Raw genomic sequence first — 16,000 nt, forward strand, 5'->3', positions numbered from 1 at the left:
ACGGATAAATCAGTGCTTCCTTAGTGGCAATGTTCGGGGCGCTGTGGCTGTTCGATGCTTGGCCGTACGAAGTGCCCACGGTGCAAGCGTGTTTCTTCTTCGCATTGGGCGCTTCGGCGGCGATGGCCAAGAAAGATCTGTTCGCGATGGATCCGTATTTGAAGTGGGTCTGTGCGGTGCTGCTGGGACTGGTGATTGCCGGTGCGCTCGTGCCCGCCGACGGCGCCGTCGCTTCGACCTTGACGCACCTGAAGCACCTGGCCGGTGTGATCGTCGTGTTGACGATTTCCCAGTACCTGCTTCGCATGCCTCGAGCTAGCGAGTGGTTGATCCGGCTGTCGGCGCCGAGCTTCCTGCTCTTCGTTGCGCACGAACCCTTGCTCACCATCGTGCGCAAGACCATGTACGTCGTGTTCACCCCGAGTTCCAGCAGCGCCGCGCTGTCGATTTATTTCGGTGCCGTGGCGTGCACCGTGATGTTGATCGTTGCCGCTTATTACTTGGCGGAGCGGTACGCGCCGCGGGCGCTCTCGGCCTTGACCGGGGGGCGTTCAGCCTGAGGAGGTTGCTGCGGAACGGCCGGGGCGAGAGGGGTGAGTGGCTGCAGCGAAGGCCGGGCGCAGGAAGCGGAGCTTGAGTAGCCCCTCAAGACCCGCGCGAACCACGAAGATCAGCGAGCGCCCATAACGGCGCCCGCGCAACCGAGGCTCCCGCGCTAGGCGGAACGCCCATTCGAGACCGACCGCCTGGAAGAACGGCGGCGCCCATGGGACGGTGCCGGCGTGGTAATCAAAGGCGGCTCCGACACCGATCATCCACGTGGCGTTGACGCGACCCAGGTGCTCCTGGATCCAGGTTTCCTGCTTGGGCAATCCGAGGCCGACCCAGACTATGTCCGGTTGCGTGGCATTGATGCAGTCGACGATGGCCTGATCTTCTTCGGGGCTCAAGGCCTTGAACGGCGGCGAGTACGTGCCGCAGACGATCAACTCGGGGTAGCGAGCCGTCAAGCGCTCGGCCATCTGTTCCGCCACGCCGTCCTTGCCACCGTAGAAGAAGTGCCGCCATTTCCTCGCCTGCCCGTAGTGCGAGGCCGCCAGTTGCAGGTGCGGGCCCGTGACGCGTTTGACGCTGTGCCCCCACGCCCAGCCCGCAACGACCACGCCGACCCCGTCGCACAAAGAGAAATCGGCCGTCCGGATGTGTCGTTCGATCACCGGGTTGTGGAGGCCGTGGTAGAGCGTTTCGGTGTTCGTGATGGACACGATGTGACCGGCAGACTTCTCAGAGATCTCACGCGCCATGGCTTCTAGTACCTCCGCCTCGGTCGCCGTGCTGATGGGAAGGCCTGCAATCAATGCGTTTTTCATTCTGTGTCCACGCTGAACATTCGATCGTTGCGAAGTCGGCCGCAACGAACCGCCGCGCCGCGTTTCGTCTCTGCCGAAGGCCGCATCAGCGATAGGCGATGTACCCGGCCACGACCGCCGCGCCACCTGCGCCGGTGAGCGAGAAGGCACCGCCTACCTCGGGCGTCGTGCCGCCGCTCACCGGGCCGAAGAAACGGTTGCTGATGCCGCCGCTCAGACCGCCGGCAATGGTGCCGGTCGCGTAGTTTTCTTCGCCGGCGGTTCCGCTGATGTTGATGACGGAAACGAAGCTGACAGGCACCGGCGTCGCGGTTCCCGACACCACGCAATTGAAAACCGTGACCGTGACCGTACGCGCCGCGTAATCCACCATGACCGTTGCGTCACCCGTGAAGTTTTCTTGGTCCTGGACGCCGTCCGGTGCGTACGACCCGTACACGAACCCGTCATAGCTGAAGGTGCCCGACGCTGGCACCGTAGCCGGATCGGTGACCTGGCCGTAGGTGACGATGCCCGAGCGGGCAGTGTTGTGTTCGAAGCTGCCCGGGACAGACCACTCCGCCAGATCGACGGTGTCGCGAGTGGCCCAGTAGCCGATGTTGCTGTACTGGTAGCTCCACTGGACGATCTCTCGCACGCCCTTGGAGCCGGGGAAGGGCACGCCCACGCCATTGCCGCCGGGCAAGAAACCGCCTCCGGGCGCGTCGCCGGCATGGATGTCGCCGTCTTCGTGCAGGCGTTGTCCGCCCAGGACGTTAGGGCGGGCTCCGCCAGGCCAACTGCCCGCAGTGAAGCTCAGTCCGGTTGTTTCCAGCTCCGTAGAGCACGGCGGCGTGTCGCAACGCGCTGGGTCGGAACGCGGGAAGTAGCGGTTGTTGGCGTAATGGGCCTGCGTGCCGTTCGCTCCGAGCGTTCCAAAATCGTAGAACCCCAGATCACTGCTCGGCGGCAACGTGCTGTAGACGAGCGCGCCACTGCCGCCGAGTTCGACCCGGCTGGTCGACAGCGAATCGAGCGGCCCCGTGGGGTCGAACAACTCGATGATCTGCGGCCGCTCGGTTGCGGCGTCCCATCGGATCCCCATGTTCTTCAGCAGCAGCACCACCTTGTCCGGATTGCCGCCGGTCCGGTGCGAACGGATCTCGGCCGTACCGCCCGTGGCCAATGCCAACCCAGTTGCAATGTTCGCGTTTGTCGGATTGAGGACATCGCCTGTCGAGCGGCCGTAAACCTGAACGCCCGAGCGGGTCAGCGCCACACCGTTGTTGGTTCTGAGGATGTCGGCGCCGCTGCACTGGTAGCTCACGCCTTCCACGCAGCTCATCGTCAGAGGAGTTGGAGCAGGCGCCGGAGCCGGAGCAGGAGCCGGAGCAGGAGCCGGAGCCGGAGCAGGAGCAGGAGCCGGAGCCGGAGCCGGAGCCGGAGCCGGAGCAGGAGCCGGAGCAGGAGCAGGAGCAGGAGCCGGAGCAGGAGCAGGAGCCGGAGCCGGAGCCGGAGCCGGAGCAGGAGCCGGAGCAGGAGCAGGAGCAGGAGCAGGAGCAGGAGCAGGAGCAGGAGCAGGAGCAGGAGCAGGAGCACCGCCGCCGCCGCCGCCGCCGCATCCCGAAAGAACACCCATGGCCAGCATCAAGAGACTGGCGGTTGAATTGATCCTGTTCGTGCTTTCCAAGTCGACTCCAGCGGCTTTCTATTTATTAATCATTGCCAATGACGTCATTGGCTTGATGGCGGCGAAAGATCGGTTGAGACGCGCAGGCCTCGACGCCGTTCGCAAAATTGACGGCCATGTTCTGAATGGTGTACTGGGCGGCGCTGCGTTCGCAGCCGGCACGCAGCCGATCCAGCGCCGTGGTGTCGGTGAGGATCGCGGCGACCGTGGACGCGTAGGCCTCGGCCGAATTCGCGGTCATGACGCCGTTCACGCCGTCTTGCAGGTACGCGATCTCCGGGCTGTGGAGGCCGCAGTCCGTTGTGATCATCGGCGTGCCAAGCACGAAGGCATCGAGGATGCTCAGGCCGACCAGGCCCGGATTGATCATGACCTTGGCCAGGCCGATCAGATCGACCTTCTCCTGGCCCTTGCGGATGCCGAGGTAGGTGGCCCAGGGGTGGGCGGCGCAGAACGACTCGACGATCGAGCGTTGCGGGCCGTCGCCAACCACGAGGAACTCGAACCCCGGGATCTTGTCGTGGATCTGCTGCGCAGTGGCCAACATGAACTCGATTCGCTTCTCTTCGTAGAGAGAGCCAACGTAGATGCCGACGGCATCGCCCTTCAAGCCGATGCGGGCGCGCAGCGAATCGTGACCTTGCCCCCGAAAAACGTAGTTCTTGGCTGATGATGGAATCAGAGACAGGAGCTACGAGATGAATGACAAGCAAGTGCGTGGGAAGTACACGCAGGAGTTCAAGCTGGAGGCCGTCAGGCTGGTCAGGGCAGGCCAGTCGGTGGGGATGACGGCGAAGGTGCTGGGCATTCCCAAGGCCAGCCTGAGCAACTGGGTGCGCTCCAGTGAGCAGGGGCAGCTTGGTGGCGCTGGCGACCGGCCGGTGACGCCAGAGCAGATGGAGCTGGCCAGGCTGAGGGCGGAACTGGCGCGCGTGAAGATGGAGCGCGACATCGCAAAAAAAGCGGCGGCGTACTTTGCGCAGGATGTTCTGCAAAGTACGCCTGGATCCGGACGATGAAGGAGAGCTGGCCGGTGAGCCTGAGCTGCGAGGTGCTGGGCGTGAGCGTCAGCGGGTACTTCGAGCACCAACGCCGCCAGTATCGACGCCAGCCGAGCCGGCCGGGCTCGGGGCGTCTGAGCGACGAGGCCTTGCTGGCGCACGTGCGTGCCATTCACGCCGAGGTCCGTCAGGAGTACGGATGGCCGCGGATGACTAAGGAGCTGTGCGCCCGGGGCCACCGCGTCGGCAAGGAACGGGTTCGACGCCTGATGCAGCAGCACGGCATCAAGGCTCGGGGCCGCCGCAAGTTCGTCGTCACCACCGACAGCAAGCACAACCTGCCGATCGCGCCAGACCTGCTTCAGCGGGACTTCGCGGCCGACGGCCCCAACGCGAAGTGGACGAGCGACATCACCTACATCGCTACCGACGAAGGCTGGCTGTACCTGGCGGCCTTCATCGACTTGCACAGTCGGATGATCGTGGGCTGGAGCATGCAGCCCCACATGCGCGCCAGCCTGGTGACGGACGCGCTGCGCATGGCGTGGTTCCGGCGTCGGCCACCGCCGGGGCTGATCGTGCACACGGACCGCGGCAGCCAATACTGCAGCGACGAGTTCCAGAAGGCGCTGACCGGGTACGGGATGCGCTCGTCGATGAGCCGCAAGGGCGACTGCTGGGACAACGCGCCGACCGAGAGCCTGTGGGGGCGCCTGAAGGTCGGCAGACTGCATGGGCGTAAGTTCGCCACCAGGAGGCAGGCTATGGACGAGGTCATCGACTGGATGGCCTTCTACAACCACCGCCGGCTACATTCCTCGCTGGGCTACCTCAGCCCCAGGCAGTATGAAGAGCGCTGGGTCGCGGCACAGCTCAACAAGGCCGCGTAACAAGGATGCTAAGAGCTACGGGATTCAGGGGCAAGGTCATCGAGCGACTCGCGGCTCGTTCTGGCTTTCAGCGTTTGGAGCTCCACGGTATCGACCGAGTTGTTGAGCGTGGTGATCCGGTCGGCGGGAAAGCCGCTTCGCAGGATGAGCGGCACGCTCATGTCGGTGTAACCGAACCACCAGTCCGCGCGCTTGGCGCTGATGCGCTTGAATCGCTCCCGCCAACTGTCCGTAGTGCCTTGCAGATTGGCGCCGTGACCCCACAGTCCCACGCGCACGTCGTCCGATCGGAAGAACTGCAGCGGAATGTTGTTGACGAGCTTGTTTTCCGGGGTGACGACGACCATGGCCGCGTCGCGGATCAGATGGCTGAAAGGTTGCCAGCAGAGCCGCCCGCCGAGCAGATAGCGCGTCTCCAGGGACTCCGCCCAGGCGATCGATCCGCTGTCGTTCTTGATCTGCTCTGCAGCCGTGCCCACGCCGTGAGCCAAGCGCAGGTCCCAGCCTCGGCGGCTCAATTCCACGCGCAGTGCTTCGAAATAGGGGACCCGGTAGTGCGGCAGCCGGCGTTGGACGACGAGGACCGACCTGCGAGCGCCCTGGCGCAATTCCATTCCGTCGGGCCGGGCGCCCGCACGATCTTCGCCCTTCCCGAGGCGCAAGCCCTTGCGCTTGGTCGTCAGATGACTGAAGGCCGACGCGCTCATACGGCGAACCGGCGTGCGGATTCAGCAAGATGACGCACGCCGGGCACGCGCATGAGTCCGGGATGGGTCGCGCAGAGTTGCTCCAGCAACTGCAACAGTTGCGTACCCAGAACCAACGTGGGCGCCCACGCGAGTGCACCGATGATCACGGCAGATGCGACTACGACGCCCAACAACAGATGGACCAGCGCAGGTCCGCCAGGCAGGTAGGCGGCGTGGGCCATATTCACCAGCGCGCCCACGCCTCCTGCAATGGCGGCGAGGAAGACCGGTCCGCGCAGAGCCTGACCCACTTCAGCATAAGAAAGATCGATTCGCTTCATGAGCGCAGCGTTCATCCAGAACCAGCGCACGACAAACACGAACGCCAACCCCCATGCTACCGCCACGATGGACCACTGAGATGTGACCAAAAGCACCGGGACCATGAGAAGGAGCGTGAACGCCTTGACGTTCAACTCCACGCCAGGATCTCCTCGCCCCGTCAAGACCGGGCCACAGAGCGCCTCGATGGAGTGCGCAATGGCGCCCAGCGCCAGCGGCAACAGCAGCGGCGCAGCACTGGTCCACTTTGAGCCCAGCAGCAGCGTGACCGTGGGCTCCGCCATCACGCCGATGAACAGAAACGTCGGGAACACGATGGCGGCCACGCCGGCGATGACCGTCAGATACGCGCGCCGAAGACCCGCATCGTTGTCCTGCGCACGGGAGGCCAATGGCAGCAGCACGGTCTGCAGATTGCGTATCAGATGGTCGGACGGCGTCTTCACCAGATTGTTGGCGACCGTGAACTGGCCCAGGGCGCCAGCCCCGAATGTTCTGCCCACGATCACGTGAGCCGTGCTGTCGATCGCCCAATTGACCACGTTGGTCAGCATGATCACGTTTCCGAAGCGAGTGATCGACAGCTTTCTGAACGGGTTACCGAGACGCACGGCACGCGGCGAGTAATAGATCATCACGATCAGTGTGATCACAGTGCACCCGTACCACGCCAGCACCAAGCTCCACACGCCAAGGCCCAATGAGGCGGCGACGACGCCAATGATCATGTAGCCGATGATGTAAGCGCCCAGCGCAGACAACTGTACGACCTTGAACTCGATATCGCGGCTCAATATCGCCGTGGCGGCCGAGATGCCGGCGCTTACGATCAAAGACGGTGCCATGGCGCGTATGACGGGCGCTGCGGCGGGGTTGGCGAAGGCATGCAATGCGATCTGATCGGCCAACACGAAAATGATCAATGAAGCCAGTGCGCCCACCAGCATCAAGCGCCCACAAGAGACGGCGATCATTTCGTCCGTCAAGTCCTGCGTTTGAATCAGGGCATGCTGCAGTCCCATCTCCACAATCAGCGATACCAGCGACACCGTCAGGAACGCATAGCCGAACGTCCCGAACGGTTCCGGACCCAGCAGCCGCGCCAAGATGATTTGGCTGGCAAACGTGGCGACTATGCGCCCAATCGTGCCGATATAGTTCCATTTAAGGGCGCGGAAGGCGCGACCCGTGATGCTGGAGGCTTCGCTCATGACACGCCCGCTTGGAAATGGTCATTCCCCCGCACCGGCTCCGGTTGAAGGGTATCAAGATGTTCAGACACGCTGCGAATCGGCAATCCTCGCTCCAACGCGTACTGCGTCAGGCGCTGGAGCATGGCCGTGTGATCGGGCGTGTGTTCGGTCGAACCTGGGTGCAACATCAGAATGATCCAGCGCGGCTCTCTGAGCGCGACATCGATCATGTCTCTGTACCAGTGCTCGGACGGTGCATGCTGGCTGGCGTAGGCGCCGAAAGGAACGCGACGAATAGAGTATCGATTGATACGTTTCCCCGAATTCACACCGAACCAGGTCGACACACCAGCGCGGAAGAAGGGCGCCAAGGCCTGCCGAATCCGTCGATTGTTATTGCCGCAGGGATAGACGACGGTCTGCGTCGACAAGCCTTGATCTTGAAGTCTAGACAGCCCTTCTGCGACGCTATCGGTCAGCTTCCTGAGCGGATGGATATCCGTGAACGGCGAATGATCGTTGCCGTGAAAGGCAAGCTCGTGCCCGCCGGCCTGCATATCGCGCAGTGCAGCATAGTCAAGAAATCCATCAGTGCCGACCAGATCGGGGGAGACCGAGATCACGCCCTTGAGATTCTGAGAGTCGAGCACTGAAACGATATCCTGGTCGCGCCGGGCACTGTCGTCGCATGTGATCGTCAGTGCAGACGAATCATGAGATTCGAGGCGCTCGAAGTCTCGCAGCCCCCCAATTCGCTCCTCCATGCGGTCCGCGAAATGAGCCGGCAAACGCCCTTTGATTGCATTGACGATGCGATTCATAAAATGCGGTTAGATTTGACTGAACTGACAATCGACGACTGAGAAGTCAATCGAGGTCATTTTGAGTGGTGGGTGATAGCCCTTTGCGCATCCACCACCACGTAATCTCCGCAAACATCGAGAGCGTGCAAACCATACTGAAACGGCCCTTCGGTTTGCGGCGTCCAATCGAGCAATAGCTTTTCCCTGTATTCTGTCGTGGTGAGGTTTTCAATCGAATAAAGCGCCAATCCATGACCATAACCGTTTCGCCCGTCTTGCGCGGGTCGAATTATTTGGCCGTCCTGCTCGAAAATCATTCCAGCCATCCTGGAGCCGAACAGACCTGTTTTGATGGGGTTCAGGGGGTGCGAAAAAAATTCGCCTGAAATTGAATCCGACCAAAAAAGATGAAGATTGTCGTCGACGCATGGAACAGCGCTGCGAGTGACGAAGAGCCACCATTTGCCGTCATGCCAAAAAAGCACGGGATCAAGGCCCGGAAAATCTGGCAGCAAGTCGCGATAGTGGGCCCACGCATTCGGGAAGGCGGTAGCGCGATAAAGGCGCACGGCTCCGCTCTCCCCTTGTTCGGGCAGCATGAACCAGTCCCCATCCCATCTGAACACGTTGGGGAACGACAAATGATGGGGCTCGCTGAGCACTTGCCGCGGGGCCGTCAATTCGCCGGTGCGAGGCTCGAGCCGCGCGGCGTAAAGCGTCGCCTTGGTGTCGGAGAACAGCATGTGCTCATAGAACAGCCAGTGTTCGTCCCCGTCTTTGACCAAGCAAGGATCGGCCATGATCCCGCCTGCCGGCGGCTCGATCCATTGCACGTCTTGCCAAGGGAAAGGACCATCTGCGTGAATGCTCGACCGCGGCAGTGCGCCGATCATCCATTGCTGGCGCTCCTGACGCCCGAGTCGCCACTTGATCGAAGTCCAGAGGCTGCGCGCGAACGGATCGAGCAGCCACGAAAGCGTCTTGCGCACCCCCGGTCGGGGGGCGGTCGTCAACCTCAAGTCGATTGGTTTGCCGGCCGTACGGCTCGCCACGCCTTGCCGCGTGAGAGCGATGGCGGCCCTGGCAATTTCATCTGCATTGCTCCACGGGCGCGTGGTGCTGATGCGAATCTCCGCTTCGCCCAGCAGTTCACCGACGGGACTTTCCGGTGCCAGTCGGACGGCGAGAACTCGCACCCGATTGCGCCCGGCGATCGCACTGCCTAGCCCGGCGCGACGCGTTCCCAGTCGGTACTGCTCGAGGCCGTCATCGATCAAGAACTCGACGCAAAAACGCTGTTGGCCGGCAGAAGAAAGATTGATCGTTGACGAAGCCGCGTCCGATGCGCTCCACTCCATTCGAAGCGCTTCGGCCACTTTGCACGCGTGAGAAGCGGGATGCGGATCCAGAAGTATTTCGAGTTTCATGTTTCCACTTTGGCCGCGACGCCTCGCCGACCGTCCCATGCCGACCGTCCCATGCCGACCGGAGTGCAGAGTGCGAATACCCGGATAGCGACCGGCATTCGCCGAGGATCGACCCAAAGTCGGCGTAGGTGCCTGCGTCTGCGCCGCGGCAAGGACTCAGAGGCCTGCAGTGAATCAGCGAAGCACGACCTGAGCGCCGCACATGGCGACCGTGGCGCTGTACGGGTAGGTCAGAATGGTGCCGGACGTGTTGCGTTCTTCACGGCTCACCTTGCAGGACAACTCCGCAATCCGGGTCGGTTTGTACGTGATGCCAAGGCCGAAGAGGTGCGTGCGATCGCTCTCGTCGACGTTGATGCCGCCTGTGTTCACGAGCGAGCGTCTTGCATAGCGACCGTCGGCGTCGAGGGCGATCTTCGAAGTGATGTCCCAGATCGCACCGATTTGGAGTGCCGTGGTCAACCGGCTCGTGTCACCGACCGCTTGGCCATTGTTCGTGCCGAACGACAGGAACGAAGATTCGAAGCCGGTATCCCGACTCAGCCGCGTATCGAAACGCAGTTTGCCCGTGGGTTGCCATTCCCACCGAATGCTGCCAGTGGTACCGGAAAAGTCGCGACTCGTCTGTGCGTCGTTCTCCTGCTTGCCGAAGCTGACGCGGGCATTCAGGATGCTAGCGCCGGAGGGGATCCATCGAGCCGTCAAATCCAGGTCGCGCCGCTTGTACTTGTCTTCGTCGAAGACACCAGGCGAAACGAGTACGCCTTGGGGATACTTGCCCTCGGTATAACGAACGCCTGCTCCCAGGCGGAGCGCACCGCTGACGCGATAGAGCAGGCCGGCGCGAACCGAATCCGACGTGTTCTCTTGAGCCGTAAACGCCGAAGCGCTGTAATCGAGCGAGCGGTGAACATACTCACTTTCGAGCGCCAGGATCGCCTCGCCGCCGTACTGAGCACGCGCGAGAAACTCCCGCGCTGTTTCCAGGTTCCGTTCGGTCACGACCGCAGCGTCCAGATTTTGTTGCGAACGCGCGCGCGTCATGCCGTAGCGCAACGTACCGGACAGGCGATCCAACGCCGACCAATCCATTCCGGCATTGAGGTCGTAGCCGGTGTTGCTGAGCGCGTCCAGATCTCGGAACTCCGTCCGTCGCACCGTCGCATCAGCGAAAAAACGTTGGCGGCCGAACGGCTTGTCAATGCCTGCCAGCACAAAGGCGCTTGTATATGAGTCGCTCTGATCCTGCGGACTACCCTCCGGCGCACGGAATACGTTGGAGTCGTGTCCGGCGGAGAGGCCGGCACCGAAATACAGCGGGCTGCGTTCAGCAAACGCGCCGGTTGCAAGGCACAGCGTCAGTGCGGCAACGAGCGCCGTGCGGCGTGTCTGTGAAGGAGGGGGGAGCACGTGGAGCGATGAAGCAAGCATGTCGGTTGTTCTCCGGTAACGTGGCAGATTCGGGCAGATCGGACACCGGGGTTTGGCAGCCGCGCGGGGACTAGCGTGAGCGTAACGAGACCATTCTGCTTTATCGCCTTCCGACAGGGAATCTAGGTCGGGGCGCTTGGCCATCGGATCGTCATGCAGGGGCCTCACGGGCAGACGCAGCCGGTCAGTACGCGTTCCTGTCGAAGAACATCATGCGGACCGTCCGGATGATGATCTGCAGATCAAGAGCGAGCGACCAATTGCGTAGATACTCCAAATCGTATTCGACACGAGCTTGCATTTTTTCGACCGTGTCCGTTTCGCCACGGAAGCCGTTGACTTGGGCCCAACCCGTGATGCCGGGTTTGACCTTGTGCCGAACCATATAGGCCTTTATCAACTCGCGATACATCTGATTGTGGGCGACCGCGTGCGGGCGCGGACCAACGATGCTCATGCGGCCCTGGAGGACATTGAAGAACTGCGGTAGCTCGTCCAACGAAGTGCGTCGGATGAAGGCACCGAACTTCGTGATCCGGCTGTCGCCCTTGGTGGCCTGCTTGATGACCGCACCGTTGTCTTGAGTGGTCATTGAGCGAAACTTGTACACGGTGATCTCGTCACCGTCGAGACCGTTGCGCTTCTGCCGAAAGATGATCGGGCCCGGCGAACTGAGCTTGACGCCGATGGCGACGGCGATCAGGACTGGCGAGATCAACACCAGAATGATCGACGCGATCACCATGTCACTCACTCGCTTGACCAGATCGTTAGTGCCAGTGAAGGGCGTCTCGCAAATGCCGACGACTGGGACCCCGTTGACGTCCTCGAATCGCCCTTGAATGATGCTGATGCCGAAGACGTCCGGCACGAAGTAGAGCGAGGCCGTCGTCCCCTGCACCGATTCGAGAAGTTCGACGATGCGAGGCTGTGAGCCCAGCGGCAACGTGATGTAGACCTCGCGGATGCCGTGGGTCGAAACATACGACGCCACGTCGGCCAGTCCGCCCAGACGTTTGGCCATTCCGTCGACATGCACGCGCTCGTCTGTTCGGTCGTCGAAGTAGCCGACGAAATCGATGCCGGCGTCGCCGCCCGTGGTGAGGGCTCGAGCGACCTTGACGCCGAGCGGGCTTGCGCCGACCACCACTGCAGTACGTCGAGCTTCGGGCAGTGCGGAGCGGCGCCGGATGACGACCTTGCCGATCCAGACGGCGACCCACTGCAAGACGGGGACGAGCAGGGCCCAGCTGATCAGGACGTCGCGGCTGAAGAACTGCAAGCTACGTGTTGCATACCCGCACAATGCCAAGATGGCCAGCAAGACGAGCCAGGACGACACGATGTCGATGCCGGCCGCGACCATGTTGTCTCGGAACCTATTGCGCCCCGGGAACGTGAGCACGAAGACGAGCAGGCACAGCGTAAGCGACGCACGAAGGATAGGATCATCGAACCAATGGCTGACCGCGACATAGGTCACCACCGATACCGTCGGCTCGAGAAACGCGGCAACCAGCGAGGTCACCGACTGCGGCGCGCTGTAGAACGTTCTCTTGTAGCTGCGGTCTTCGAACATGCGTGTTGGTCAGAGCTATCGCTTGGGGCATCGCCACCGATCGCCAACTTTTCGCTTCGCGGCGAAGCGGCGGTTTGCCTGGCGGCTGGTGCGATCGACGAAATCCGCGCTACCTTGGCCTCGTCTCAGGGAATTCTCGCGCAAGTCCCGAGGGCGTCAGGCCCCTATACCCGGGGGCGCGATGCGGGCGCTTGCCTACAATTCGCAAATGCTTCACGCTTTCGACTCGCCGTTGCTCGGCGCCGCCGCGGCGTCGCTCGGGCCCGCCCTGGCCGAGCGGCTCACGCTGTGGCTCAACCATCTTCTGGCTTCCGAGCCTGCGGCGGCTGAGCGTCTGGTCCGGCACGCTGGCCGGTGTGTGACCTTGCGAGCCGATGCCTTGCCGTCCTGGTTGCCGCGATCGCCGGTGCTGAGGTTCCGCGTGACGCCCGCCGGCATGCTGGAATGGGCACCGGAAGAGGGCGGCCTCGAAACGAACGACGACCTGCAGATGAGCTTCGAGGCGTCGAGCCCGGGCCAGGCGGCGCTGGACTGGTTGAACGGGCGCCGGCCGAGCGTGACGATCCAAGGTGATGCGACCTTCGCCGCTGACTTGCACTGGGTGGTCGAGAACCTGCGGTGGGATGTGCAAGCTGATCTCTCCCAGCTGTTCGGTCCGGTGATTGCCGAGGGGCTGGTACGTGCAGGGCAGGGCATCGCCGCCGCGTTGCGGGGCGCCACCCAGGCGGCTGCCAGGCTCGTCGCCGGCGCGAACGGATCGCCGTCGCGATGAGGGATCTCGCGCGCCTGGTCTACATCGTTTTCATCGTCCTCCGGTACGGGCTCGACGAACTGGCGCTGTCGAGTTTCCGCCAGCGCTGGGTGCGTGGGCTGGCCCGGCTGGTCGGCGTGGGGCGGCGCCTCGATGCGCCGCGCGGTGCGCGCCTGCGCATGGCCCTGGAGCGACTCGGCCCGATCTTCGTCAAGTTCGGGCAGGTCCTGTCGACCCGGCGCGATCTGCTTCCGGTCGACGTGGCCGACGAACTGGCCAAGCTCCAGGACGACGTGCCACCGTTCCCCGCCGAACAGGCGGTGGCGTTGGTGGAGGCGGCTTTCGGTCGACCGCTGGACCAGCTGTTCGCCAGCTTCGAGCACGAGCCGGTCGCCAGCGCGTCGATCGCGCAGGTGCATTTCGCGGTCCTGAAGAATGGCCGCGAAGTGGCTGTCAAGGTCCTGCGCCCTGGCGTGCTGCAGATCATCGACTCGGATCTGGCGCTGCTGCGTGTCCTGGCCGGCTGGGCCGACCGCTACTCGGCCGACGGCAAGCGGCTGAAGCCGCGCGAGGTGGTGGCGGAGTTCGACAAGTATCTGCACGACGAGCTGGACCTGGTGCGCGAGGCCGCCAATGCCACTCAGCTGCGCCGCAACATGGAGGGACTGGATCTCGTGCTGGTGCCCGAGATGATCTGGGACCTCTGCACGCCCGGCGTGATGGTCATGGAGCGCATGACGGGCGTGCCGATCAGCCAGGTGGCGCGGCTGCGAGAGGCGGGTATCGATTTCCAGAAGCTCGCGCGCGACGGCGTGACGATCTTCTTCACGCAGGTCTTCCGTGACGGCTTCTTCCATGCCGACATGCACCCGGGCAACATCCAGGTCAGCGTGGCGCCGCAGACCTTCGGGCGCTATGTCGCGCTCGACTTCGGGATCATCGGCACGCTCACGGAGTCCGACAAGGACTACCTTGCGCAGAACTTCATCGCCTTCTTCCGCCGAGACTACAAGCGGGTGGCCGAGCTGCATCTCGAGTCGGGCTGGGTGCCGGCCGGGACCCGCATCGACGAACTCGAGGGCGCGATCCGCGCTTGCTGTGAACCCTATTTCGACCGCCCGCTGAAGGAAATCTCGCTCGGCCAGGTGCTTTTGCGGCTGTTTCAGACCTCGCGGCGCTTCAACGTCGAGATCCAGCCGCAGCTGGTGCTGCTCCAGAAGACCTTGCTCAATGTGGAGGGCCTGGGGCGCCAGCTCGATCCCGAACTCGACCTGTGGAGCACCGCCAAGCCCTTCCTCGAGCGTTGGATGCATGAGCAGATCGGCTGGCGCGGCCTGATCGAGCGTCTCAAGGACGAAGCGCCGCGCTACGCGAAGATGCTGCCCGAGTTGCCGCGGCTCCTGCACGACGCGCTCGAGGCGCAGGCCAGGGCGCGCCCGGCGGCCCACGGCGACGGCCCGTCCGACGCCCTGCTCGCCGCGCTGCTGGCCGAGCAGCGGCGCACCAACCGCCTGCTGCAAGCGGTGCTCTGCACCGGCGTCGGCTTCCTGATGGGCCTGTTGGTGGTGCAGATCTGGCAGCGCTGGCCCGGTTGATGCGGTGCAGCGCTCGAGGCGCGCATGGTCCGCGGAGCCGGCGCCGCGCGGGGCCGCACCCTTACAATTCCGGTTTTCGAATCAAGGGTTTGGTCATGCCGATCTACGCCTATCGCTGCGAGTCCTGCGGCCATGCGCAGGACGTGCTTCAGAAGATCTCCGATCCGTTGCTCACGGTCTGTCCTTCCTGTGGCGCCAGCGCGTTCAAGAAGCAGCTCACCGCTGCCGGGTTCCAGCTCAAGGGCTCGGGGTGGTACGTCACCGACTTCCGCAATGGCGCCCAGCCCGCGGCTGCGACGGCCAAGGCGCCCAAGACGGATGGTGTCGCCACCGCCACGCCAACTGCTGCACCGGCTGCCGACAGCAGCGGTGGAGGCGCCGGCGGCAACAGTTCGGGCGGCGATGCGGGTGGCGGCGCCACCCCGGCCTCCACGACATCGGCGGCCGCGGGCGGCTGCGGCTCGTCCTGTGCCTGCCACTGAACTGCCCAGGCGCGCCGCGTTCCGCCCTGTCCGAAAGCCCTGATTGAAAAAGTACCTGATCGCCGGCCTGCTGGTCTGGCTGCCGCTGGCCATCACCATCTGGGTCCTGCATTCGGTGCTCGGCCTGCTCGACGGCGTGTTCGCCTGGCTGCTCAGCGCTTCGCAGGCGCTGCTGCCGGCGGCCGCGCATTCGCCGCTCGAGATGCTCAAGCAGATCCCCGGCCTGGGCGTGATCGTCATGTTGGTCGGCCTGCTGCTGACCGGCATGTTCGCGACCAACATCGTCGGCCAGTGGTGGCTTCGCCAGGGTAGCCGCGTGCTCCAACAGATCCCGATCGTCAAGTCGATCTACAGCTCGGTGAAGCAGGTCTCGGATACGCTGTTTTCGAGCAGCGGCAACGCCTTCCGCGAGGCGGTGCTGGTGCAGTACCCGCGCCAGGGCTCGTGGACCATCGCCTTCGTCACCGGCCGGCCGGGCGGCGAGGCGGGCGAGCACCTGAGCGGCGACTATCTCAGCCTCTATGTCCCCACCACGCCCAACCCGACCTCTGGCTTCTTCCTCATGGTGCCGCGCGCCGATGTCGTCGCGCTCGCGATGAGCGTCGACGAGGCGCTGAAGTACATCATCTCGATGGGCGTCGTGGCGCCGCCGACGCACCTTCCGGCACAGCCGGTGCGAAATCTGGCGGGTTGAACGCCGCGGCCCGCGTTCAACCCTGAGGGCTTGCGAGACAGCCTGCCAGCGCCCAACATTGCGCCGCCACGGCGGCCTTCGATT

At 63.6% G+C, this 16,000-nt stretch carries 16 protein-coding genes; 7 read left to right on the forward strand and 9 right to left on the reverse strand.

The window, feature by feature from the left end; translation table 11 throughout:
• Positions 1 to 29: 29 nt before the first annotated feature.
• Entirely contained in the window at positions 30 to 560 is a 531-nt protein-coding gene (locus MPE_RS05270) for a hypothetical protein (RefSeq protein ID WP_011828652.1), read from the forward strand.
• Here MPE_RS05270 and MPE_RS22680 read toward each other — a convergent pair.
• A complete protein-coding gene (locus MPE_RS22680; RefSeq protein ID WP_083767943.1) occupies positions 552 to 1,370 on the reverse strand; it encodes a WecB/TagA/CpsF family glycosyltransferase in 819 nt (272 codons plus the stop codon). The two genes, MPE_RS05270 and MPE_RS22680, sit on opposite strands and share 9 nt — an antisense overlap.
• An 85-nt stretch (positions 1,371 to 1,455) precedes the next feature.
• Positions 1,456 to 2,685, reverse strand: coding sequence for a HupA family protein (locus MPE_RS24265; protein ID WP_158304597.1), 1,230 nt, complete (start codon positions 2,683 to 2,685; stop codon positions 1,456 to 1,458).
• 20 nt (positions 2,686 to 2,705) lie between these two features.
• Between MPE_RS24265 and MPE_RS24270 the strand changes: the two genes are divergently transcribed.
• Complete coding sequence (locus MPE_RS24270; RefSeq protein WP_158304598.1) at positions 2,706 to 3,020, forward strand: hypothetical protein; 315 nt, start codon at positions 2,706 to 2,708, stop codon at positions 3,018 to 3,020.
• A 44-nt stretch (positions 3,021 to 3,064) separates the two neighbouring features.
• Here MPE_RS24270 and MPE_RS05290 read toward each other — a convergent pair whose 3' ends face one another.
• Positions 3,065 to 3,649: a glycosyltransferase family 4 protein gene (locus MPE_RS05290; RefSeq protein ID WP_011828655.1), complete on the reverse strand. Its 585-nt coding sequence runs from the start codon at positions 3,647 to 3,649 to the stop codon at positions 3,065 to 3,067.
• 88 nt (positions 3,650 to 3,737) lie between these two features.
• On the opposite strand from MPE_RS05290, the gene MPE_RS05300 reads away from it, so the two are divergent.
• A protein-coding gene (locus MPE_RS05300; protein WP_085984391.1) for an IS3-like element ISMpe1 family transposase occupies positions 3,738 to 4,930 on the forward strand; the annotation gives its coding sequence in 2 pieces (ribosomal slippage) (positions 3,738 to 3,993 and positions 3,993 to 4,930; 1,194 coding nt in all).
• 8 nt (positions 4,931 to 4,938) lie between these two features.
• On the opposite strand, the gene MPE_RS22685 is transcribed toward MPE_RS05300, so the two are convergent.
• From MPE_RS22685 to MPE_RS05330, 6 genes are all read right to left on the reverse strand, one after another.
• The gene (locus MPE_RS22685; RefSeq protein ID WP_011828658.1) at positions 4,939 to 5,637 is read right to left on the reverse strand and encodes a hypothetical protein; all 699 of its coding nucleotides are present in this window, start codon (positions 5,635 to 5,637) and stop codon (positions 4,939 to 4,941) included.
• Entirely contained in the window at positions 5,634 to 7,172 is a 1,539-nt protein-coding gene (locus MPE_RS05310) for an oligosaccharide flippase family protein (RefSeq protein ID WP_011828659.1), read from the reverse strand. The genes MPE_RS22685 and MPE_RS05310 overlap by 4 nt, the downstream gene beginning before the upstream one ends.
• On the reverse strand, positions 7,169 to 7,975 hold the full coding sequence (locus tag MPE_RS23895; protein ID WP_011828660.1) for a polysaccharide deacetylase family protein: 807 nt from the start codon (positions 7,973 to 7,975) through the stop codon (positions 7,169 to 7,171). The genes MPE_RS05310 and MPE_RS23895 overlap by 4 nt, the downstream gene beginning before the upstream one ends.
• A gap of 56 nt (positions 7,976 to 8,031) precedes the next feature.
• Entirely contained in the window at positions 8,032 to 9,384 is a 1,353-nt protein-coding gene (locus tag MPE_RS05320; protein ID WP_148210895.1) for a glucosamine inositolphosphorylceramide transferase family protein, read from the reverse strand.
• A gap of 174 nt (positions 9,385 to 9,558) precedes the next feature.
• Positions 9,559 to 10,815: a porin family protein gene (locus MPE_RS05325; protein WP_011828662.1), complete on the reverse strand. Its 1,257-nt coding sequence runs from the start codon at positions 10,813 to 10,815 to the stop codon at positions 9,559 to 9,561.
• A gap of 184 nt (positions 10,816 to 10,999) precedes the next feature.
• Positions 11,000 to 12,394, reverse strand: coding sequence for an undecaprenyl-phosphate glucose phosphotransferase (locus tag MPE_RS05330; RefSeq protein WP_011828663.1), 1,395 nt, complete (start codon positions 12,392 to 12,394; stop codon positions 11,000 to 11,002).
• 208 nt (positions 12,395 to 12,602) lie between these two features.
• Between MPE_RS05330 and MPE_RS05335 the strand changes: the two genes are divergently transcribed.
• The 4 genes from MPE_RS05335 (at position 12,603) to MPE_RS05350 (ending at position 15,916) form a co-directional block, all read left to right on the forward strand.
• Positions 12,603 to 13,166, forward strand: coding sequence for a hypothetical protein (locus MPE_RS05335; protein ID WP_049820770.1), 564 nt, complete (start codon positions 12,603 to 12,605; stop codon positions 13,164 to 13,166).
• A complete protein-coding gene (ubiB, locus tag MPE_RS05340) occupies positions 13,163 to 14,740 on the forward strand; it encodes a ubiquinone biosynthesis regulatory protein kinase UbiB (RefSeq protein ID WP_011828665.1) in 1,578 nt (525 codons plus the stop codon). The genes MPE_RS05335 and ubiB overlap by 4 nt, the downstream gene beginning before the upstream one ends.
• A gap of 95 nt (positions 14,741 to 14,835) precedes the next feature.
• On the forward strand, positions 14,836 to 15,222 hold the full coding sequence (locus MPE_RS05345) for an FmdB family zinc ribbon protein (RefSeq protein ID WP_011828666.1): 387 nt from the start codon (positions 14,836 to 14,838) through the stop codon (positions 15,220 to 15,222).
• A 43-nt stretch (positions 15,223 to 15,265) separates the two neighbouring features.
• Positions 15,266 to 15,916 carry a DUF502 domain-containing protein gene (locus MPE_RS05350; RefSeq protein ID WP_011828667.1) on the forward strand — a complete coding sequence of 217 codons (651 nt, stop codon included), beginning with the start codon at positions 15,266 to 15,268 and terminating at the stop codon, positions 15,914 to 15,916.
• Positions 15,917 to 16,000: the final 84 nt, after the last annotated feature.

The organism is Methylibium petroleiphilum PM1 (assembly GCF_000015725.1).
GTDB lineage: Bacteria > Pseudomonadota > Gammaproteobacteria > Burkholderiales > Burkholderiaceae_C > Methylibium > Methylibium petroleiphilum.